Below are 18,998 nucleotides of genomic sequence, written 5' to 3'. Positions count from 1 at the left end.
GTGCGTCGAACGATAACGCCAGATCCTAACGGCTCGCCGCCGTCCCCACACCGGTCTGCGCCGACCGGCTCGCATCGGCGATCCGCCGCGCGTCGCGCGTCCCCCGGAGGTAGGCACGCCAGGGCACCGGCGACGTCAACAGCTGCGCACGTCCGCCCCGGAGGATGACCTCTCGAGCGGATGCCGCGATCCCGGCACGCCAGCGACGGACGCCTTCATCGTCGAGATGGCGGTTCGCGAACAGCATCCGATTCCGGATGTTGAAGTAGTAGTACGTCTCCGATTTGCTGCGAGCGCTCTGGCCACGCCCCCGGTGCGTGGCACCCTCGTCGTGCACCGCGAGCGCGTCGCCCACGACCCGGAGCGATCCGCCGGCGAGCACCGCCCGTCGCGAGAAGTCGACGTCCTCCCAGTACAGGAAGTACTCCTCGTCGAAGCCGCCCGTTGCGTGCCACAGCTCGGCGGTGAACCACAGGCACGCCCCGGTCAGCCACTCCCAGGTCTCCTCACCCGGATGCCGCGCGCGCTTCGCATGTCCGCGCGTGCGCCCGTCCGCGAGCACGACGTCTGCACCGGCGAACCAGACGGAGCCGGACGGCGTCACGATGCGGGGTGCGCACAGCGCGAGCGGCTCGTCCAGGGTCGCTGCGCGGAGTGCGTCGACGGCGTCGGCGCCGAGGCGTGCGTCGGGGTTCAGCAGGAGGATCCCGGTGGCGCCCGCCTCGAGCGCCGCGGCGACCCCCAGGTTGACGCCGCCGCCGAACCCGGCGTTCGCGTCGGGTTCGATGAGGATCCAGTGCTCGCGGGCCGCGAGCGCACGCACGCGGGCGCGCTCGGCGTCGGTGGTCGGGTTGTCGACGACGACGACGATGTCCGGCCGGGTGTCGGCGGCGACCTCGGCGAGGTTCGCCTCGAGCAGCCCGCTCGAGCCGTAGTTCACGACGACGACGGCCCAGGCGTCACCGTCAGCCGACACGACGCATCTCCCGGAACCACTTGACGGATGCCGCGCACAGGAAGAGCGTGTTCGCCGCGAAGAGCGCGGCGTAGACCGTCAGGAATGCCGGGGGTGCTCCCCAGAGCAGGAAGACGAGGCACAGGAGTCCGAAGTCGGTCGGTACCAGCAGCAACGATCTGCCCAGCGTGCCGCCGCCGCGCGCGTGGGTGGACGCGACACCGCGCGCGCCCTTCAGGAGGTCGTTCAGGATCATGCCGAAGAAGGTGACGGTCGCGACGATGGAGTAGCCGATCGGCAGCAGCAAAACGGGCTCGTCCAGGTCGCCGAAACGGAAGAGTCCGATCAGCACTGCCAGGTGGAGGGTCGCGATCTTGATCGCGTCCACGAAATGGTCGAGCCACTCCCCCGCGACGGATCCGCCACCGCGCAGTCGCGCGACCTGGCCGTCGGCCGAGTCCCACGCATAGCCCAGCACGAGGAGGGCGGCGACGACGATGCCCGACCACCAGCTCGGCGGCATCGTCGCGAGCAGCACGATGCCCGCGAATGTGTGCGCGGCGCTCACCATCGTGACCTGGTTCGGCGTCAGGCCGAGCCGGTACCCGATCGCAGCCAGCACACGACCGATCCGTCGGTTGACGTAGACGGAGTACGCCGGCGCTCCGCGGGCGTGACCCTTCTGCGCGGCGCGGAGGCGGGTCAGGGTCTCGGTCAATGTCGGCATCGGATCGGTGGTGGTCATCGGGATGCTCCTTCGAGGCGGTCGCCGTACTGGATGCGGAGGCGTCCGGCGGCGCCCTCCACTGCGCCCACCCCCCGCATGATGTCGCGTCGGCCGACGGCATCCAGCCGTTCCGAACGCACGATCGCCCCGGCCGCCGCGCGCATGACGCCGGCGCCGACGCGTGCAGCGCCCGCGAGGGTCGCCCGAGCCCGGACGGCGACGCGGACGGTCCGGTTGGGTGCCATCACGAGCCCCACGCGGACACCGGCGGCGGCCATCCCGCGGATGCGCTCGAGCGCGTGCGCTCGGGTCCGTCGGGCTTCGGGAAGATGATCGTGCACGAGCGCTTCCGCGCACCACACCATCCGCGCGCCGGCGCGATGCAACTGGCTGGTGAACAGCGAGTCCTCGCCGCCCGTGCGGCCGAATCTGTCGTCGAAGCGGATGCCGCTGCCCCGGATGAACCGGAGATCGAGCAGCAGGTTGTTCGTCGCGGCCCGCTCGATCGCCGTGCCGGTCGCCACGTGCGCCCGGTGCCGGCGCGCGAAGAACCCACCCGCTTCGATCCACGGGTCGAGGCCGCCGTCGACCACCGTCCGCACTGGACCGGCCACCGCGTCGGCATCCGAAGCCCTCGCGGTCTCGAGCAGTCGCGTCAGCCAGTCGGCCCCGGCGGGGGACTCGTCGTCGTCGATGAAGACGAGGACGTCATGATCGCCGCCCTCGTCGAGCGCCCGGTTGCGGGCGGCGGCGACGCCGGGTGCCCGCTCGTGCACCCCGGTCACACCGGGCGCGCGATCGGCGAGGACGGCGAGCGCGGATCCCTCGGGGTCGTTGTCGATCACGAGGACATCGATGACGGATGCCGCACCTGCGGCGCGCGCGTGGGCCACGACGGGGCCGAGCGCGTCGAGGAGACGCCGCAGGTCGTCCGGACGCCGGTACGTCGGCACCGCGATGACGACGGTCGGAGGGATGGTCGCAGCCGGGGCGATGACCGCGGTGGGCGACTCGACGGCGCTCATCGGCCGCGCGCCACGCGGAGCTTCATGAGCACCCACCGAGGGTGCAGCACGCTGGCCGCGACGATGTTGCCGGCGAAGGCGAAGGGTCGCCGGTTCAGCCATGCGAGCCCCGCCTGACGGTACCGAAGGGCTCCGGTGTCCTTGCGGTACCACCGCCAGCGGGTGCGCCGGTCGGGCTGGTTCGCCCGCTGCCATTCGGCGAACGGCAGGAATGGCTCGCCGTCGAGTTGGGCGCGGTTCCGGTACACGATGTACCGGGTCATCATCCGCTGCGCGGAGATGTGCGAGAACGACATCGAGGAGTCGTGGATCCGGTAGAGCACGTGCGGCTCGGTGATCGTGCGCACCCGCCATCCGGCTGCGTACACGAGGCGGTTGACGATCTCGAGGTCTTGCGCGGCGTCGAACTCGGCGTCGTACAGGCCGGCCGCGATGACGGCATCCCGTCGGTACATGATCGCCGGATGCGGGATGAGGATCTCGCGACCGGCGTCGCGCATCTCGTGGAACTCGGCGTCGGTCCGCGGCCCGACCGACACCCGACCCGCGATCCGGCCCGTCGGACCGAGGTACCGGCCCTCACCCGAGACTGCTCCCAGTCCCGCGTCGGCGCGCAAGGCCGCTGCCTGCGCCGCGAAGCGTCCCGGCAGGACCAGGTCATCGTGCTCGGCGACGGCGACGAACTCGGGGCAGGTCCCGAACAGCACCCCGCGGTTCAGGGCCCTCGAGACCCCGGTCGGCTGCTCGTTGCGGAGCACGACGATGCGTCCGTCGCGCATCGCGAGCGTCTCGACCAGCGCCCCGCTGCCGTCGCTCGACCCGTCGTCGACGACGACGACCTCGCCGTCGTCGGGCAGATCCCGCAGCACGCTCTCCAACGCCGCGACGACGTATCCGGACGCGTTGTGCACCGGCATGACGACGCGCACACCCTTCGACGCCGACCGCGTCGAATCCGTTTCCCCGATCAGCGAAGCCATTCGCGCCACCCCCAGTAGCTCGACTTGCGCGGGCGCCCCCAGGCACCCTCCCCAAGGACAGTATGACCTGAAGACCCCCGGTTGTGGCTAGGCTCTCCTTCACCTCGCCTCTGGGCAACGGGCTGGCGAGGGTGATCCACGGCGATGGGGGACGTGTGGAAGACCGTGCGGAGGACGCAGACGGGCGCGCAGGGAACGGGCGGCTGCGAGTGCTGATCAGTGCGTACGCCTGCGGGCCGCTCCCAGAGCCGGAGGCCAGTGCCGGGTGGCAGGTCGCAACGGCCGCGGCGACGTCGTACGACGTGTGGGTCGTGACACGGCCTCGGTTCCGCGCCGCGATCGAGGCGGCGCGGACAGCCGACCCCGAGCTGCACCGGCACCTGCAGGTCGCGTACCTCGACCTGCCCGAGCGCATCGTGCGCTTGAAGCGCCGGGGCGTCGACCTCTACTGGTACTACGCCCTCTGGCAGCGTGCGCTCGGCCGCCGGGCGCGATCGCTCCACGCAGCTCACCGATTCGACCTCGCGCACCACGTGACGTTCGCGAACGATTGGATGCCGTGCGGTCTCACCGCGCTCCGGGACGTGCCCCTCGTCTGGGGGCCGGTCGGGGGCTCGAGCACCCTACCCGTTGCCCGACTGGCCCGCTGGCTCGGCGTCCGCGGCACGCTGACCGAGATCGTCAGAGCCGTCTCGACCGGCGCGTTCCGCCGCCTGTGGGGTGCGCCGGTCGCGAAGCGCGCGGCGCTGATCGTCGCGCAGAACACCGACGTCGGCCGCGTCTTCGAGGGGTCCGGCAGCACGGTGGTGGTGGAGCCCAACGCCTGCCTCGACGACCTTCCCACCCGCGATCCGTCGCTGGTCCGCCCACGCCACGCGGTGTTCGCCGGACGCCTGCTCGCGTGGAAGGGCGCGGCGATCGCCATCGAGGCACTCACGCGCCCCGAGGCCGCCGGGTGGACGCTCACGCTGTACGGCGACGGCTACGAGCGCGGGCGGCTCGAACGCCTGACGGACCGCCTCGGACTGCGCGGGCGGGTCAGCTTCGCCGGACATCGCCCGAGGCCGGAGGTGCTCGAGGCGATCGCCCGTGCCGAGGTCTTCGTCTTCCCGTCGATGCACGACCAGGCGGGATGGGTCGCGGCCGAGGCGAGCTCGATGGGGTGCCCCGTCGTCTGCCTCCCGCTCGGGGGCCCTCCCCTGCTCGCCGAGCGGAACGCCCACATCGCGAGCCTCGACGGCGACGTCGCGACCTCGGTCGCCCACGCGCTGCTCGCGGCTGCCGCCGCCGGGGGCGAGCCGCACGACCGGTGGTCGGTCCGGCGCCTCCCCGGCCTCGTCGACGGCTGGTATCGCGGGGCGCTCGGCCCCGTCGCGCCGCGCAGGCCGATCCGGGTGCTCGAGACGTTCGGACCGCCGAAGGCCACGACGAACCCGTACATCACCCAGCTCGACTCGAGCCTGCGCACGACGGACGGCCTGACCCTGCTGACCTTCGACTACCGCACCGCGCTGCTGGGTCGCTACGACGTCGTGCACGCGCACTGGCCCGAACTCATGGTCGACGGACACCGGGTGGTGGGCCGGTTCGCGCGACGAACGCTCGCGGCGCTCACGGTCGCGCGCTGGCGGATCGCCGGCACGCCCGTCATCCGTACGCTGCACAACGTCGATCGCCCCGACGGCATCTCGCGCGTCGACCACGCCGTACTGTCGGGCATCGACGCGGCGACGACGCTCGACATCGTGCTCAACGACCACACGCCGCCTCGCGACGGCGTACCGCAGGTGACGATCCCGCACGGGCACTACCGAGACTGGTTCGCACCGTACCGTTCGGTCGAAGCCGTGCCCGGGCGGGTGGGCTACGTCGGCCTGATCCGGCGCTACAAGGGCGTCGAGGATCTCGTCGAAGCGTTCAAGGGGTGGGATGCCGCGGACGCGACGCTGCACATCGCGGGCAAGCCGTCATCCGAGGCACTGCTCGATGGCCTCCGCGCGGCATCCGATGACGACGGCCGCATCTCGCTCGACGCGAGGTTCCTCGATGACGCGGACTTCGCGTCGGCGATCCGTTCCGCGGAGCTGATCGTGCTGCCGTACCGCCACATGCACAACAGCGGGACGGCCCTCGCCGTGCTCTCGCTCGACCGGCCGGTGCTCGTCCCCGACAACGCGGTCAACCGCGCCCTCGCCGACGAGTGCGGCCCCGGGTGGGTGCACCTGTTCGAGGGCACGATCGACTCGGCGGACATCGGTCGCGCGTGGGCCGACGCCCGCACGCGCGGCGCGACCCCCGACCTGTCGGGACGGGAATGGGCGGATGCCGGCGCCCTGCACCGGAGCGCGTTCGAGCGCGCCGTCCGTGACCGGCGGGTGAAGCACCGGTGACGCGACGGGGCGCCATGGTGTAATGTCCCCCTCATCGGGCTGTGGGGGCCCGGTCGGGTCGGGGGACTCGACATGTCAGCGGCTTTGGGGAGCTTGCGATGACGATGAGTATCGGTTATGCCGCGGGCGCGTTCGACCTGTTCCACGTGGGGCACCTGAACATCCTTCGGCACGCGAAGGACCACTGCGACCTGCTCGTCGCCGGGGTGGTCAGCGACGAGATGCTGCACGAGGTGAAGGGGGTGGACCCCTTCATCCCGACGGCGGAGCGCGCGGCGATCGTGCGCGACATCCGCTTCGTCGACCACGTCTTCATCGAGACCGTGCCCGACAAGATGGCCGTCTGGGAGCAGGTGCGATTCACCCATTTCTTCAAGGGCGACGACTGGCGTGGGACCGAGAAGGGGCTCCGCCTCGAACGGGAGTTCGCCGCGGTCGGTGTCGAGGTCGTCTACTTCCCCTACACGGCGCACACCTCGAGCACCCAGCTCCGTCGGGCGCTCGAGTCGGCTTCGGCCGAGACCCTCCACGATCACGAACAGCGATCCGAGTCGGCGTGAGCCCGCCCGCTGACGACGCCGTGGGGTGGTCGGCGGGCGCGGAAGAGGGCTTCGAGCTGTTCGTCGGCCAGGTGCTCGCCCTCTTCCCACTGCGCGTGCGACGGCACCGTGGGACCGGCCTCCCGCCGCCCAGCATCCGACGCATCTTCCCCCGCTCGCCCGGACCCAGCCACCACATCGCGACCGACGCCGACCGCGCACCGGCGCGCACCCGGACCTACGCCGTGCACGCCGACGCACCGGGCCACGGCTTCCTCGCCATCGGCGACTATCAGGTCGAGGTGGTGATCCTGCCGCTCGACGAGCGCACGCCCCCGCAGGCGACCGTCTTTCGGGTCGCGGCCATCAGCGGGCGGACCATCAACGTCACGGGAGTGGTCGTCGAGCCGCCGATGGATGCCGCCGGCTCGGCCTGACCACGGTCCGAAGATGAGCGTCGGGTGAACTCTCGGGCCGGGTCGTGGACGGCCCAGGCCACGGAAAGGGTCCGCGGGTAGGCTGAGGCGACCCGTGCCCGTCGACCCCGCGAGCCTCATCCATGGATCTGTCGATCATCGTCCCGACCTTCAACGAAGGCCCGAACGTCGACGAGCTCCTCCGGCGTCTCGGTTCGGCGCTCGACGGCCGGGTCTTCGAGGTCGTCTTCGTCGACGACTCCACCGACGACACGCCCGCGGTGATCGCCGCGGCTGCGGCATCCGCTCCGTTCCCGGTCCGGCTCATCCACCGCGAGACGGCGACCGCCGGGCTGGGCGGCGCCGTGGTTGAAGGCTTCCGCGCCGCGACCTCGCGCTGGTGCCTCGTCATGGACGGCGACCTGCAGCATCCGCCCGAAGACGTGCCCCGCATGATCGCGCGCGCGGAGCGCGGCGACGTCGACGTGGTCGTCGCGTCGCGCTATGCGTCGGGCGGCACCTCGACGGGGCTCGCCGACGCCACCCGCACAGCCGTCTCGCGGGTGTCGACGTCGCTGACGAAGGCGATGTTCCCGCGGAAGCTCGCCGGCTGCTCCGACCCGATGACCGGGTTCTTCCTCCTCGACACCGATGCCGTCGACCTCGACGCTCTGCGCCCGCGGGGTTTCAAGATCCTCCTCGAGATCCTCGCGCGCCGGCAGCTGCGGATCGGCGAGGTGCCGTTCGACTTCGCGCAGCGTTTCGCGGGCGACTCCAAGGCCACCTTCACGCAGGGCGTACGCTTCCTCACCCAGCTGGCGATGCTTCGCTTCGGGCGCATGTCGGCGTTCGCCCTCGTCGGCGGATTCGGTGCGATCGCGAACCTCGTGATCATGTGGGGGCTCATCCGGCTCGGCGTGGACTACCTGCCCGCCGCGGTCGCCGCGAGCGCCATCACGATCATCACGAACTTCTTCCTGCTCGAGTACCTCGTCTTCGCCGACATGCGCTCCGAGTCCGGCCGGATGTGGTCGAGGTTCGCGAAGTCGACGACCTTCAACGGCCTCGAGGCGGTCGTCCGGATCCCGGTGATGTCGATCCTCGTCGAGGGCGCCCATATCCCGGCCGTCCTCGCCGCCGCGCTCACCCTCATCGCCGCCTTCGTGCTGCGGTTCATGTTCCACGCGCTCGTCGTCTACGCACCGCGCGGCGCCGGGCGACCGGCGAGCGAGCCCGAGACGGCCGCCGCCGTCTCCCCCGGGCATACGCTGGAACCATGACGGAGAAGAACGACCAGATCACGATGTTCGGCGCCGACTGGTGCCGTGACTGCCGCCGCACGAAGGCCCAGCTCGACGGCCTCGGCATCGCCTACCGCTACGTCGACCTCGAAGCCGACCCGTCGGCCGCCGACGTCGCCCGCGAGATCTCCGGCCGCACGAACATCCCCGTCGTCGTCTACCCCGACGCGACCCACCACGTCGAGCCGAGCAACGACGACGTTGCGGCCAAGCTCCGCGAGCTCTCGCTGATCTGACCGGCCTCCCGCAGCCATGACGACGACGTCACCGGACCGCGCCCTCGACGAGGACACCCGGGCCGAACTCGACGCCCGCATCGCCCGCCTGCGGGCGGGGGCGAAGACCTGGGCGAGCCGCAGCACCGCCGAACGGCTCGCCGTCCTGCGCAAGGTGCGCGCCGCCGTCGGCGTCGTGGCGGCCGAGTGGGCGTCGGTCGCCGCAGACAGCAAGGGGCTGAGCGCGCGGCATCCGCTCCGGGGTGAAGAGTGGCTGTCCGGGCCGTACGCGGCGCTGGTCGCCCTCGACGCGTACGACCGCACCCTGCAGGCGCTGGCCGATGGGCACAGCCCGCTCGACGGCATCCTGTTCGGGCGCGCGCCCGGCGACCGCACGGTCGTCCACACCTCCCCACTCGACCCGATCGACGGTCTCCTGCTGTCGGGCTACACGACCGAGGTGTGGCTGCAGCCGGGCGTCACCCGCGGACAGGCGATGGATGCCGCCGGGCTCGCGGCGCGGCATCCCTCCCGCGGCGGCGTGGGTCTCGTCCTCGGTGCCGGCAACGTGACCTCGATCCCGTTCCTCGACGTGCTGTACGAGCTGATCGCGTGCGGACGGGTCGCGCTGCTGAAGGTCAACCCGACGCAGGACGCCCTGGTGCCCGTCTTCGAACGGGCGCTCGCTCCGCTGCGCACCGCGGAGGTCGTCGAGATCGTGCGCGGTGGCGGTGACGTGGGTGCGTATCTGACGCGGCATCCCGAGATCGACCACATCCACATCACCGGATCGGAGTCGACGTTCCGCGCGATCGTCGGCAGCGGACCCGATCGCCTGAGCGTGCCGATCACCGCCGAGCTCGGCGGGGTGTCGCCGATCATCATCGTCCCCGGACCGTGGTCGGACGCGGACCTCAGGTTCCAGGCCGAGCACGTCGTGACGATGCGCCTGCAGAACAGCGGACACAACTGCATCGCAGGGCAGGTCGTCCTCCTCAGCCGCGACTGGGACCAGCGTGCGGACTTCGATCGGGAGCTGCGCGCCGCCTACGCGCGGGCACCGCGCCGGCCGGTCTGGTACCCGAACAGCGACGCTCGCCTCGAGCACGTGCGGGAGACGTACCCGGATGCCGCGTGGTCGGCAGACGGAACGCGCGCCATCGTCGCCGGCGGCGGCGAGATCGAGACGACCGAGTACTTCGCACCCGTTCTCGGGATCGTCGACCTGCCCGGCACCGGCATGGACTTCCTCGAGGCTGCCGTCGCCCACGCGAACGAGCGCCTCACCGGAACGCTCGGCGCCAACGTGCTGATCGACCCGGTGACCCACCGCGCCGCCGGTTCGCGGTTCGAGGACGCCATCGCAGCGCTCCGGTACGGCACCGTCGCGATCAACGCATGGACCGCGTTCGGCTTCCTGACGCCTACCGCGACGTGGGGCGCCTATCCGGGCGGCACCGTCGACGACGCGCCGAGCGGCATCGGGATCGTCCATAACGCGCTGCTGCTCGACGACGTCGAGCGCACCGTGGTGCGCGGGCCGTTCCGCCCCTTCCCGCGCTCGCTCGGCCGGTCGCGGTTCTCGGTGCTCCCGAAGCCGCCGTGGTTCGTCACCTCGCGCACCGGCGCCGCCGTCTCCGAGGGCTTCACCCGGTTCCGCATCGACCACAACTGGGCCCGCCTCGCCGTCACCCTGGTGCGCGCCTTCGGCGCCTGACCCGCCGCGCCCGCGCCGGCACCAACTCCTCAAACTCTCGCCAGAACCGCGGCATCTCGGCTGGTCGAACGCGGTCTGGGTCCGGTCTTGAGGAGTTAGGGCGCTCGGTGTAGGTGGTGACGGTCCCGCGCCGCAGGGCTCTGCCGACCCGGCCACCAGCCCGTGGTTCACGAACCCGCGTGCTTCAACTCCTCAACCTCTCGCCACAACCGCGACCGATCCGATGGCCACAACCGGGTCCGGGCGCGGGTTTGAGGAGTTAGCGCACGACGGCCGGGAAGACCACCGGAAACGGCGAGAGCCGCGGCCCCGAAGGGACGCGGCTCTCGCGGAAAGCGGTGCGACTCAGCGGCCGCTGCGACGAGCGGTGCGACTCAGCGGCCGCTGCGACGACCGGCGCCGTTCTGGCGGACGACCGAGCCGACGGTGAGTCCACCGCTGCTGGCGCGACGTCCGGTGCGGCGGGCTCCGCCGGCGGATGCCGGGGCGCCGGCCTTCGCGCCGGAGTGACCGGCGGCGGCTCCCTGCCCGTGCGACGCGCCGTGGGAACGGGCCGCCGGGGCCTGGCCGCTGCGACCACCAGAGGTTTGACCGCCGCGGCCACCGGCGAACTGACCGCCACGGCCACTTGAAGCCTGACCGCCACGGCCACCGGAAGCCTGACCGCCGCGACCGCCGGAAGCCCGACCGCCCTGCGCCTCGCGCGCGGCGCGCTTGCGCTGCGCATTGGCGCCCTGGCTCTGACCGCCGCCGCGCTGCGGCTGCTGCACCGGCTGGGGCGCGACCTTCGGGGCGATGGGGCCGACGAGCTGGGTGACGACTGCCGAATCGGCGGTGACCGACTCCGGCGTCACGCTGATCGCGGCCTTGCGCAGCAGGCCGTCGACGTCGCGACGCTGCTCGGGAAGGACGACCGTGACGACGGCGCCCTCGGCGCCGGCGCGGGCGGTGCGGCCCGAGCGGTGCAGGTACGCCTTGTGCTCCATGGGCGGGTCGACGTGGACGACGAGCTCGACGTTGTCGACGTGCACGCCGCGGGCGGCCACATCGGTCGCGACGAGCACGCGTGCCTCACCCGACGCGAACGCGGCGAGGTTGCGATCACGCTGCGGCTGCGAGAGGTTGCCGTGCAGGTCGACCGAGGGGATGCCTTCAGAGGTCAGCTGGCGGGCGAGCTTCTTCGCGGCGTGCTTGGTGCGCAGGAACAGGATGCGCCGGCCCTTGCCGGAGGCGAGGGTGCGGACGAGTTCCTTCTTCGCGTCGGTGCCGCCGACGTGGAACACGTGGTGGGTCATCGCGGCGACCGGCGAGTGCGCCTCGTCGACGGAGTGGAGCACCTCGTTCTGCAGGAAGCGGTTCACAAGCTTGTCCACGCCGTTGTCGAGCGTGGCGCTGAACAGCATCCGCTGTCCGTCCTGCGGGGTCGCGTTCAGGATGCGGGTGACACCGGGCAGGAAGCCGAGGTCGGCCATGTGGTCGGCCTCGTCGATCACGGTGATCTCGACGGCGTCGAGGCTCACGAGCTTCTGCTTCATGAGGTCCTCGAGGCGGCCGGGGCAGGCCACGACTATGTCGGCGCCGGCGCGCAGCGCCTCGACCTGACGGTTCTGGTTGACGCCACCGAAGATGGTGGTCGTCTTCATGCCGTACGCGGCGGCGAGCGGCGCGAGGGTGCGGTCGATCTGGGTCGCGAGCTCGCGGGTGGGGGCGAGCACGAGGCCGAGGATGCGTCCGCGGCGGCGGGTGCCGCCGGCGAGCTCCTGGCCCAGGCGCGCGGCCAGCGGGATCGAGAACGCGAGGGTCTTGCCCGAGCCGGTGCGGCCGCGGCCGAGCACATCGCGCCCGGCGAGCGTGTCGGGGAGCGTGTCGATCTGGATCGGGAACGGGGTGGTCTTGCCGTCTGCGGCGAGAGCCGAGACGAGGGGTGCGGGCACGCCGAGCGTGCCGAACGTGGGTTCAGTCATGACAGAACTAACTCGGGCGTGTTCGCCCGGATCGGTGGCCCGAGTGCGGATGCGCAGACGGGTTCGCCGTGAGAAGGAGTCGCCGGCGACGATCAATCGATCGGCAGCGGATGATGCGTTCTACGACGCGAGGGACATCGGGGAGGATGCCGCAACTCCCCCACCCTAGCAGTCGCCTCCTGAGAAGGACCCGCTCAGCCCGCCCCGGGGCCTCACAGCTCCGAGCCGGACACGGCGAACGTGTCGCAGGCGTCGACGCCTCCGTCGTACCCGGCCATGAACCAGCGCTGTCGCTGCTCGCTCGACCCGTGCGTCCAGCTCTCCGGGTTGACCTGACCGGACTGCTCCTGGATGTGGTCGTCCCCGACCGCCGCGGCCGCTTCGAGCGCGTCGTCGATCTCCTGCTGGGTGGGGGTCTTCATGTAGCTGACCCCGTTGTCGTCCTTCTGGTTCGCGGCCGCATCGACCCAGGCGCCGGCGAAGCAGTCGGCCTGCAGCTCGGTGCGGACGGCGTTGCTCTCCTCGCCCGACCCGTTCCGTGGGTACTGCTCGAAGACGCCGATCAGGTTCTGCACGTGGTGGCCGTACTCGTGCGCGAGCACGTAGAGCTGGGCGAGGCTCCCGGCATCCGCTCCGAGCTGCTGGCGCACGATCGACCAGAATGCGGGGTCGATGTACACCGTCTCCTCGGGAGGGCAGTAGAACGGTCCGGTCGCATTGGAGGCGGTGCCGCAGGCCGAGGAGGTGGACCCCTCGACGATGACGAGGGTCGGTTCGCGGTAGCCCTCGAGGGTGGAGGACCAGAACGAGTTGATGACCTCCTCGCCGGCGTCCAGTCGGCAGGCGTCGTCGGTGTTCGCGTCCTCGCCGGTCTGGCAGTTCGCGATGGCGGTGCCCTCGTCCTGACCCTGCTGCGGGGCTCCGCCGACGAGCCCGGTGAGGTCGACGCCGGTGAGCATGCTGATGACGACGACGGCGATGCCGACGAAACCGGCGCCACCTGCGATGGCCGGCCCCCGGCCGCGCCGCTTCGCGCTGGACCCGGTGACATCGGCGTTCGGATTGAATGTCATGTCTCGGAAACTACTCCGCTCTCGATCGCGTGTCAGGTGGTTGCGAACGCGCGCGTTGTCGTGCTGTGTTCCGCGATGGATGCCACGACCACCCTCCCGCGGACGCGTCAGAGAGAGCGGAGCGGCGCGACGTCGCAACGTCCGACACAATGGAGGGATCGTGAAGAAGAGCATCGTGGACGCAGCACCGGGCGAGCAGACCCCCGGCGATTACGCCGAGTCGCGCACCATCGCGATCCCCGCCGACCGGAGCGAGGTGCCCGAGGCTCTCGCGTCGCTGCAGGCGACGCCGGACTGGTGGCTCGCCCTCCCGGCGGGCGCTCGGCTGGTGGGACTGGTCGTGTCGCGCCCCGAGATGCCGAGCATCGCACTGCAGCGAGAGGCGCTGGCGCGCTTCGGCGTGCCGATCGAGGGCTTCCGCCACCCCGCTCCCGAGACCGGTGAGAGCTGGGAGGAGCGGCTCACACGCCTGTTCGGTCGCCTCGGCGCGGGAGACGTCGTCGTCGTCGCCGACGTTCGCGCCCTCGGTCGTGACGCCTCGGAAGAGACCCGCACGGTCGCCGAGCTGCAGCGCCGTTCGGTCATCGTGAAGGTGCTCGATCGCGCCTGATCGCGCCGCGTGAGCGCACGGGCGAGTCGACCGCCTGCGAGGGCCCCGCTCAGTTCGCTGCGCAGATGCGCGTGTCCTCGCTGACCGTCCCGTCGACACGGCGCAGCGCAACGTCGATGCACGCCTGGTCGTCGCCGCCGAGCGGCACCGAGACGCTCGTCTCGGGGATCGCCCGCGGGTCGGAACCGCCGCCGTCGAGGGTGACTCGCGACCAGATGTAGCTGTCCCCGTCCTGCGGATCGGGGTTGTTCCACGTGAAGACGGCGTTCTCCCCGTCGATCCGACCGTTCCCGTCAGCCAGCGGCGGGACGAAGGCTGCGACCGGGTCCTGCGGCTGCGGCTCCTCCGACGTGGTGGGCGCGGGTCCGGTCTCGTCGGCGGGCGGGCCGAACATCGTGGCGATGAGGACCACCGTGACGACGACGACCGCTGCCGCCGCAACGCCGAGCAGCGCCCACAGCGCACCGCGCGAGGACTTCTTCGGCGCAGTGGGGGCCGTCGCCGACGGGGTACCGGCGCCCGGGGCTGCCGGCGCTCCCGTCGTCCCGGTGATACCTCCGCCCGTGACGGCCGGTGTGGTGGATGCCGCCGGCGGAATATTACGGTCACGGACGATCGTCCCGTCGTCGACCAGCGAGGCTTCCGGCGTGGCCGGGATCGTCACCGGAGCGCGGAGCATCGTGGCATCCGATCCGCCGGTGTCGGCCGGCGCGAACGACGACGAGCCCCCCGGCGGCGTGCGCTCCCACGTCGGTCCGGCCGCGGGCGACGTCTGCGGGTCGATGCTCACGATGCCGCGCACCCGGGTGAGCTCGCCGTCGTCCTCCTCGTCATCGACGGGAGGAGAATCGTCGAGGATGTCGACCGGCGTCACGGAGTGGGCGAGCTCGATCTGGACTTTCTGCAGCGCGCGGGCGAAATCGACCGCCGATTCGAACCGGTCCGTCGGCCGCTTCGCCATCGCCCTTTCCAAGACGAGGTGAAGGGATGCCGGGACGTCGGCGCGCTCGATCCGCGTGGGCGGCTCCGTCTCGATCCGCCGGATGAGCTCGGCGCCGCCGTTGCGACCGCCGGGGACCTCGAAGGGAGAACGCCCCGCGAGGAGGTTGTAGACCGTCGCCCCGAGTGCCCACACGTCGGAGCGGACGGTGAACTCGGGTGTGTCGGCGAACGACTCCGGCGGCGACCACGGAATCGACATCCCCGCCGACGGGTCGGTGCCCTCGGCGGTCGTGGCGATTCCGAAGTCCGTGAGGGCCGGACGGTTGTATTCCGTGACGAGGATATTGGCCGGTTTGATGTCTCGGTGGAGGATGCCGGCGCGGTGGGCGGTCTCCACGGCTGCAGCGACCTGGATGCCGACACGGAGCGCCTCAGCCACGGAGATCTGCCCGGTGCGGGCCCGCACCTGCAGGTTCGGCTTCGAGCAGTACTCCATCACGAGATACGAGCGGCCGTCCTCCGAGACCCCCGCCTGATAGATCGTCACGATCGCCGGGTGGGTGGAGAGCATGGCCATGACGTTGGCCTCAGCCTGGAACTGCTCGACCGCTCCGCCGCTCATCTTGTCGGCCAGCAGGACCTTCACCGCGACGCGGCGGCGAGGGAGCGCCTGCTCGTACAGGTACACGTCGGCGAATCCGCCGGAGCCGAGCACCTGCTGATAGGTGAACCCGGGCAGCTGCGGCGGGGGTGCGGGCGCCCGCTTCGAGCTCACGGGAGGTCCTCGAAGGTGAGGGTGACACCGTCGCCCAGGTCGAGCACGTCGGCGTCGATGACCATCGTCGGCTCGTTCGGGTGCAGACGCACCGGGTCGTGTCCGCCGCGCAGCAGCACGGTGCCGTTGGTGCTGGCGAGGTCGATCGCGAGCACGTGCTCGCCCTCCGCGCGGATCTCCACGTGGTTGCGGGAGATGTCGTGCTGCGGGCCGTCGACGGCGATCAGCGTGGGGAGCTCGGACTCGGCCGGGCGCGTGGACCGCGGCCGTCGCCCGACGATCACGGTTCGCTCGAGCTCGATGCGGCGGCCGTCGGACACGACGATGCGTCCCTGCGACGGTGAGCGCTCGGGAACGTTCTCCGTCGAGTCGTACGCCGGCACCGCAGGCTCTGCCGCAGCGGGCTGCCCTCCCCCCGCTGCCGCGGCGCGCATCGCGCGCGCCTGTGCGACGGACACCGTCGCGCCGTCGTGATCGCCGAGCTGAGGAGGAATGGGCGGCGCCGGGGGCACGAACGGCGGGAGCGACGGCACCGGCGGCGGACTCACGGGCGCTGAGGGCTTTCGCGGGCTGACGATCGTCTCACCGAGCACCGGGTCGTCGGACGGCGCCGCGACGGTGTCGCCCACCGCATCCCGTGGACCGGGGATGATCGTCGCGCCGGGCACCCCGGTGACGAGCGATCCGGCATCGGAAGGGGATTCCTCGTCCGCCGGAGCGACCTCGGTCTCCTCGGCGGGCGGCTCGATCACCGCTTCATCAGCGGGCGGCTCGGCCACCGCTTCCGTCGCGTCGTCCTTGCCCCCGTCAGCGGCGGCTTCGTCAGCGGCGGCTTCGTCTGCGGGTGCTTCTTCGGCGGCGGGTCCCGCAGGCGGGCGATCCGCCTCGGCCGCAGGCTCGGGCGCATCCGGGACGACGTTCGCCGGGTCGGCCGCCGGCGCGGGCGCCTCCGCGGCCGCCACCATGGGCATCGCGCCGGATGGGGTCTTCTCGCCCGCGGGGGTGAAGACGAGCGCAGCCACGGCGACGACACCCGACTCGATGGGCAGCAGGTCCGCCGCCCCCTCGACGTCGAGATCGATCGTCAGCCGAGTCGCGCCCGAGAGGAATCGCTCGGTCCACGTGGACACACCCGCGCCGGAGACGGACTCCACGCCCGAGGCGGTCTCCACGACGAACTCCACCGGGCCCCGCACCGCGACACGGACGCCGTCCCCCTCGGCGACGGCCAGCGCGAACGGCGGAATCGCCGTCAACGACGTGCCGAACGCCCCGGTGAGCGACTCCAGGACCGCCCCGATGCCGCCGCCGTCGAGTCCGCGCCACACCGCTTCGACGGCATGCGGAGTGACCTCCGGAGGAAGCACGGCGAGCGCCGATCCGGTCACCGCGGCCCGCCAGCCGCCGTTCCCCGCATCGGGCCGATATCGCACTGCGCGCATCACGCGTCTCCTCCTGCCGCTGCCCGCGGCCGTGTATCCTCGTCTGCGTCGGAGGCGCCGCCCGCGGGCGCCGTCTCATACGCATCATCATCGTGTCCTGCCACCCGAACAGCGTCGACCACGACCGCAGTGATGTTGTCACGCCCACCGTGGAGCATCGCCTCATGGACGAGCCGTGTCGCGGCATCCTGCGGATCGGGCACGTCGGCCAGCACGGCAGCGATCCGCTCGGCCGGCACCTCCCCCGACAGTCCGTCGGAACAGATGAGGATGCGATCGCCGGGCTCGGCCGGGACCAGCCAGAAGTCCGCTTCGCCGCCGCTGCCGGCACCGATGGCGCGGGTGATCTCGTTGCGCCGGCTGTCTTTTCCGGCGGCGTCGCCGTCGAGCGCGCCGGCATCGATGAGTTCCTGCACGACGGAGTGGTCGACGCTGATCTGCTCGAGCTCGCCCTCCGCGTACCGGTAGGTGCGCGAGTCGCCGACGTTGACGGTCAGCCAGTACCCCGAGCCGTCCACGTCGGTCACGGCGACGCCACTGAGGGTCGTGCCTGCGGCGCGTCCCTGGTGACCGATGCGTTCGACGGCGGCGCGGGCACGGTCGAGCGCGGCGCGCATCTGCTCGATCCCCACCGACTCCGCGCCCACGAGCCGGGCGAACTCCGCGACGACGGCGGCACTCGCGGCAGCGCCGGCGTCGTGACCGCCCATCCCGTCGGCGACGAGGAAGAGGGGGTGCTGCGCGAGGTGCGAATCCTCGTTGACGCGGCGACGGAGGCCCGCGTGGGTGGCTGAACCGGCGCGCGCCTCGATCGCAGACCCGCTCATCGCGCGCTCTCCACGGTCACGCGACGATCCCCGACGTCGAGCACGTCGCCGGGCCACACGCGGGCTCGCTCGCCCGCGATGATCCGCTGCGGCACGCCGGCTCGGATGATGACGACGCCGTTGAGCGAGTGCCGATCACACACCCACGCACCCTGCGCATCCGCGCCGATCTCGAAGTGCGTCTTCGAGATCGAGAGGGTCTCATCGCGCACCGGGATGAGGTGCATGCCCGGTTCCGCTGCGGGACTGCGCCCGAACAGCGTGGCGTCGTACACGGTGTGGCGGGTGCCGTCGTCCCAGCGCAGGGTCGCGAGGGTCGCGGGAGCGGACCGACCGTCGTGGGGTCGCACGTCGTTGCGAGTGTGGACGCCGGGAACGGTCGAGATGACCTCGACCGGAAGAGTGCGCGGCACGCGCCGCGCCACCATCGGCGCCGGCGCCCACGGGGCGGGTCGGAGGAAGTCGGATGCCGCGGGTCCGGACGCTGGCGTCGGAGCAACGACCGCGGGAGCCGCAGCAGCGGCCGCGACGGCCGTGGGCGCGGCGTTCGGTGCCGCGGCGACCGTGGCCGCCCGCCCGAACGGGATGACGACCGGGGGCGCTGCCGGCGCGGCATCCGCCCGGCTCGCCACCTCGATCGGGCGGTCCGGCATCGCCACTGCGCGCGGCGGCGTCTGGCGGACGGATGCCGCGTCGATGACGACCGCTCCCGTCGCGAAGTCGTGCCAGCCGCGACGCCAGGGCGAGGGGTCGAACAGCGGCGAGAACAGTCCCACGAGCGCGGTCCCGGTGAGGGCGAACAGCAGATTGCGGGCGAGGGAGCGACCGAACCCGAGGTTCTGGTCGTCCCCGGTGTGGGCCAGCCGCACACCCATCAGACGCATCCCGATCGAACCGTCACCGGCCTGCATCGCGGTCTGGACCAGGAACCACACGAGGCCCGCCGCGGCGCCGACAGGAACGGCAGCGGCCAGCGAGATCGCCTCGATCGCCACCGCCAACGCGACCGCGACACTCGCGACCACGGCGACGATCAGAATCGACACGCCCGCGTCGATCACGACGGCCAGAATGCGGCGACGAAGCGAGGCCGGCATCCT

The 18,998-nt window shown here is 71.7% G+C and carries 17 protein-coding genes; 7 read left to right on the top strand and 10 right to left on the bottom strand.

What is annotated here, in order from left to right; all coding sequences use genetic code 11:
* Window positions 1-25: 25 nt before the first annotated feature.
* From ACHFGS_RS04215 to ACHFGS_RS04200, 4 genes are read right to left on the bottom strand one after another with little or no spacing between them, the layout of a single operon-like run.
* Window positions 26-976 (bottom strand): glycosyltransferase family 2 protein, encoded by a 951-nt coding sequence (locus ACHFGS_RS04215; RefSeq protein WP_394278173.1) that lies wholly within the window; start codon window positions 974-976, stop codon window positions 26-28.
* Entirely contained in the window at window positions 966-1,700 is a 735-nt protein-coding gene (locus tag ACHFGS_RS04210) for a CDP-alcohol phosphatidyltransferase family protein (RefSeq protein ID WP_394278172.1), read from the bottom strand. Before ACHFGS_RS04210 ends, ACHFGS_RS04215 begins: the two co-directional genes overlap by 11 nt.
* Window positions 1,697-2,707, bottom strand: coding sequence for a glycosyltransferase family 2 protein (locus tag ACHFGS_RS04205; RefSeq protein ID WP_394278171.1), 1,011 nt, complete (start codon window positions 2,705-2,707; stop codon window positions 1,697-1,699). The genes ACHFGS_RS04210 and ACHFGS_RS04205 overlap by 4 nt, the downstream gene beginning before the upstream one ends.
* Window positions 2,704-3,687 (bottom strand): glycosyltransferase, encoded by a 984-nt coding sequence (locus tag ACHFGS_RS04200; protein WP_394278170.1) that lies wholly within the window; start codon window positions 3,685-3,687, stop codon window positions 2,704-2,706. The genes ACHFGS_RS04205 and ACHFGS_RS04200 overlap by 4 nt, the downstream gene beginning before the upstream one ends.
* 155 nt (window positions 3,688-3,842) lie before the next feature.
* Here ACHFGS_RS04200 and ACHFGS_RS04195 point away from each other — a divergent pair, with 155 nt between their 5' ends.
* From ACHFGS_RS04195 to ACHFGS_RS04170, 6 genes are all read left to right on the top strand, one after another.
* A complete protein-coding gene (locus tag ACHFGS_RS04195) occupies window positions 3,843-6,077 on the top strand; it encodes a glycosyltransferase (RefSeq protein WP_394289172.1) in 2,235 nt (744 codons plus the stop codon).
* 98 nt (window positions 6,078-6,175) lie between these two features.
* The gene (locus ACHFGS_RS04190) at window positions 6,176-6,637 is read left to right on the top strand and encodes an adenylyltransferase/cytidyltransferase family protein (protein WP_394279486.1); all 462 of its coding nucleotides are present in this window, start codon (window positions 6,176-6,178) and stop codon (window positions 6,635-6,637) included.
* The gene (locus tag ACHFGS_RS04185) at window positions 6,634-7,053 is read left to right on the top strand and encodes a hypothetical protein (RefSeq protein WP_394279487.1); all 420 of its coding nucleotides are present in this window, start codon (window positions 6,634-6,636) and stop codon (window positions 7,051-7,053) included. Before ACHFGS_RS04190 ends, ACHFGS_RS04185 begins: the two co-directional genes overlap by 4 nt.
* A gap of 122 nt (window positions 7,054-7,175) precedes the next feature.
* Window positions 7,176-8,312: a glycosyltransferase gene (locus ACHFGS_RS04180; protein WP_394279488.1), complete on the top strand. Its 1,137-nt coding sequence runs from the start codon at window positions 7,176-7,178 to the stop codon at window positions 8,310-8,312.
* Window positions 8,309-8,569: a glutaredoxin family protein gene (locus tag ACHFGS_RS04175; protein WP_394279489.1), complete on the top strand. Its 261-nt coding sequence runs from the start codon at window positions 8,309-8,311 to the stop codon at window positions 8,567-8,569. The genes ACHFGS_RS04180 and ACHFGS_RS04175 overlap by 4 nt, the downstream gene beginning before the upstream one ends.
* Before the next feature lie 16 nt (window positions 8,570-8,585).
* Complete coding sequence (locus tag ACHFGS_RS04170; RefSeq protein ID WP_394279490.1) at window positions 8,586-10,265, top strand: aldehyde dehydrogenase family protein; 1,680 nt, start codon at window positions 8,586-8,588, stop codon at window positions 10,263-10,265.
* A gap of 374 nt (window positions 10,266-10,639) precedes the next feature.
* On the opposite strand, the gene ACHFGS_RS04165 is transcribed toward ACHFGS_RS04170, so the two are convergent.
* Both ACHFGS_RS04165 and ACHFGS_RS04160 read right to left on the bottom strand, forming a co-directional pair.
* The gene (locus ACHFGS_RS04165) at window positions 10,640-12,229 is read right to left on the bottom strand and encodes a DEAD/DEAH box helicase (RefSeq protein ID WP_394289171.1); all 1,590 of its coding nucleotides are present in this window, start codon (window positions 12,227-12,229) and stop codon (window positions 10,640-10,642) included.
* A 212-nt stretch (window positions 12,230-12,441) separates the two neighbouring features.
* Window positions 12,442-13,302: a neutral zinc metallopeptidase gene (locus tag ACHFGS_RS04160; RefSeq protein WP_394278108.1), complete on the bottom strand. Its 861-nt coding sequence runs from the start codon at window positions 13,300-13,302 to the stop codon at window positions 12,442-12,444.
* 160 nt (window positions 13,303-13,462) lie between these two features.
* Between ACHFGS_RS04160 and ACHFGS_RS04155 the strand changes: the two genes are divergently transcribed.
* Entirely contained in the window at window positions 13,463-13,912 is a 450-nt protein-coding gene (locus ACHFGS_RS04155) for a recombinase family protein (RefSeq protein WP_394278107.1), read from the top strand.
* Between the two features lie 49 nt (window positions 13,913-13,961).
* Here the strand turns inward: ACHFGS_RS04155 and ACHFGS_RS04150 are convergent, their stop codons facing one another.
* Genes ACHFGS_RS04150 through ACHFGS_RS04135 form a run of 4 tightly spaced genes read right to left on the bottom strand, consistent with a single transcriptional unit; the run spans window position 13,962 to window position 18,995 of the window.
* Window positions 13,962-15,629, bottom strand: a complete 1,668-nt coding sequence (locus ACHFGS_RS04150) for a protein kinase (protein WP_394278106.1) — start codon at window positions 15,627-15,629, stop codon at window positions 13,962-13,964.
* Window positions 15,626-17,071 carry an FHA domain-containing protein gene (locus ACHFGS_RS04145; RefSeq protein WP_394278105.1) on the bottom strand — a complete coding sequence of 482 codons (1,446 nt, stop codon included), beginning with the start codon at window positions 17,069-17,071 and terminating at the stop codon, window positions 15,626-15,628. Before ACHFGS_RS04145 ends, ACHFGS_RS04150 begins: the two co-directional genes overlap by 4 nt.
* Complete coding sequence (locus ACHFGS_RS04140) at window positions 17,071-17,898, bottom strand: PP2C family protein-serine/threonine phosphatase (protein WP_394278104.1); 828 nt, start codon at window positions 17,896-17,898, stop codon at window positions 17,071-17,073. Before ACHFGS_RS04140 ends, ACHFGS_RS04145 begins: the two co-directional genes overlap by 1 nt.
* Window positions 17,895-18,995 (bottom strand): RDD family protein, encoded by a 1,101-nt coding sequence (locus ACHFGS_RS04135; protein WP_394278103.1) that lies wholly within the window; start codon window positions 18,993-18,995, stop codon window positions 17,895-17,897. Before ACHFGS_RS04135 ends, ACHFGS_RS04140 begins: the two co-directional genes overlap by 4 nt.
* Window positions 18,996-18,998 lie beyond the last annotated feature (3 nt).

Origin of the sequence: Microbacterium sp., from assembly GCF_043427715.1 — a bacterium.
In the GTDB taxonomy this organism is placed as follows: domain Bacteria; phylum Actinomycetota; class Actinomycetes; order Actinomycetales; family Microbacteriaceae; genus Microbacterium.
This window is presented reverse-complemented; position numbering and strand designations above follow the sequence as displayed.

Bases quoted from the DNA above. Each gene is read 5' to 3' on its own strand.
- ACHFGS_RS04210 (WP_394278172.1), bottom strand. From the start codon at position 1,700: ATGACCACCACCGATCCGATGCCGACATTGACCGAGACCCTGACCCGC.
- ACHFGS_RS04205 (WP_394278171.1), bottom strand. From the start codon at position 2,707: ATGAGCGCCGTCGAGTCGCCCACCGCGGTCATCGCCCCGGCTGCGACC.
- ACHFGS_RS04200 (WP_394278170.1), bottom strand. From the start codon at position 3,687: ATGGCTTCGCTGATCGGGGAAACGGATTCGACGCGGTCGGCGTCGAAG.
- ACHFGS_RS04190 (WP_394279486.1), top strand. From the start codon at position 6,176: ATGACGATGAGTATCGGTTATGCCGCGGGCGCGTTCGACCTGTTCCAC.
- ACHFGS_RS04180 (WP_394279488.1), top strand. From the start codon at position 7,176: ATGGATCTGTCGATCATCGTCCCGACCTTCAACGAAGGCCCGAACGTC.
- ACHFGS_RS04175 (WP_394279489.1), top strand. From the start codon at position 8,309: ATGACGGAGAAGAACGACCAGATCACGATGTTCGGCGCCGACTGGTGC.
- ACHFGS_RS04170 (WP_394279490.1), top strand. From the start codon at position 8,586: ATGACGACGACGTCACCGGACCGCGCCCTCGACGAGGACACCCGGGCC.
- ACHFGS_RS04165 (WP_394289171.1), bottom strand. From the start codon at position 12,229: ATGACTGAACCCACGTTCGGCACGCTCGGCGTGCCCGCACCCCTCGTC.
- ACHFGS_RS04160 (WP_394278108.1), bottom strand. From the start codon at position 13,302: ATGACATTCAATCCGAACGCCGATGTCACCGGGTCCAGCGCGAAGCGG.
- ACHFGS_RS04145 (WP_394278105.1), bottom strand. From the start codon at position 17,071: ATGCGCGCAGTGCGATATCGGCCCGATGCGGGGAACGGCGGCTGGCGG.
- ACHFGS_RS04140 (WP_394278104.1), bottom strand. From the start codon at position 17,898: ATGAGCGGGTCTGCGATCGAGGCGCGCGCCGGTTCAGCCACCCACGCG.
- ACHFGS_RS04135 (WP_394278103.1), bottom strand. From the start codon at position 18,995: ATGCCGGCCTCGCTTCGTCGCCGCATTCTGGCCGTCGTGATCGACGCG.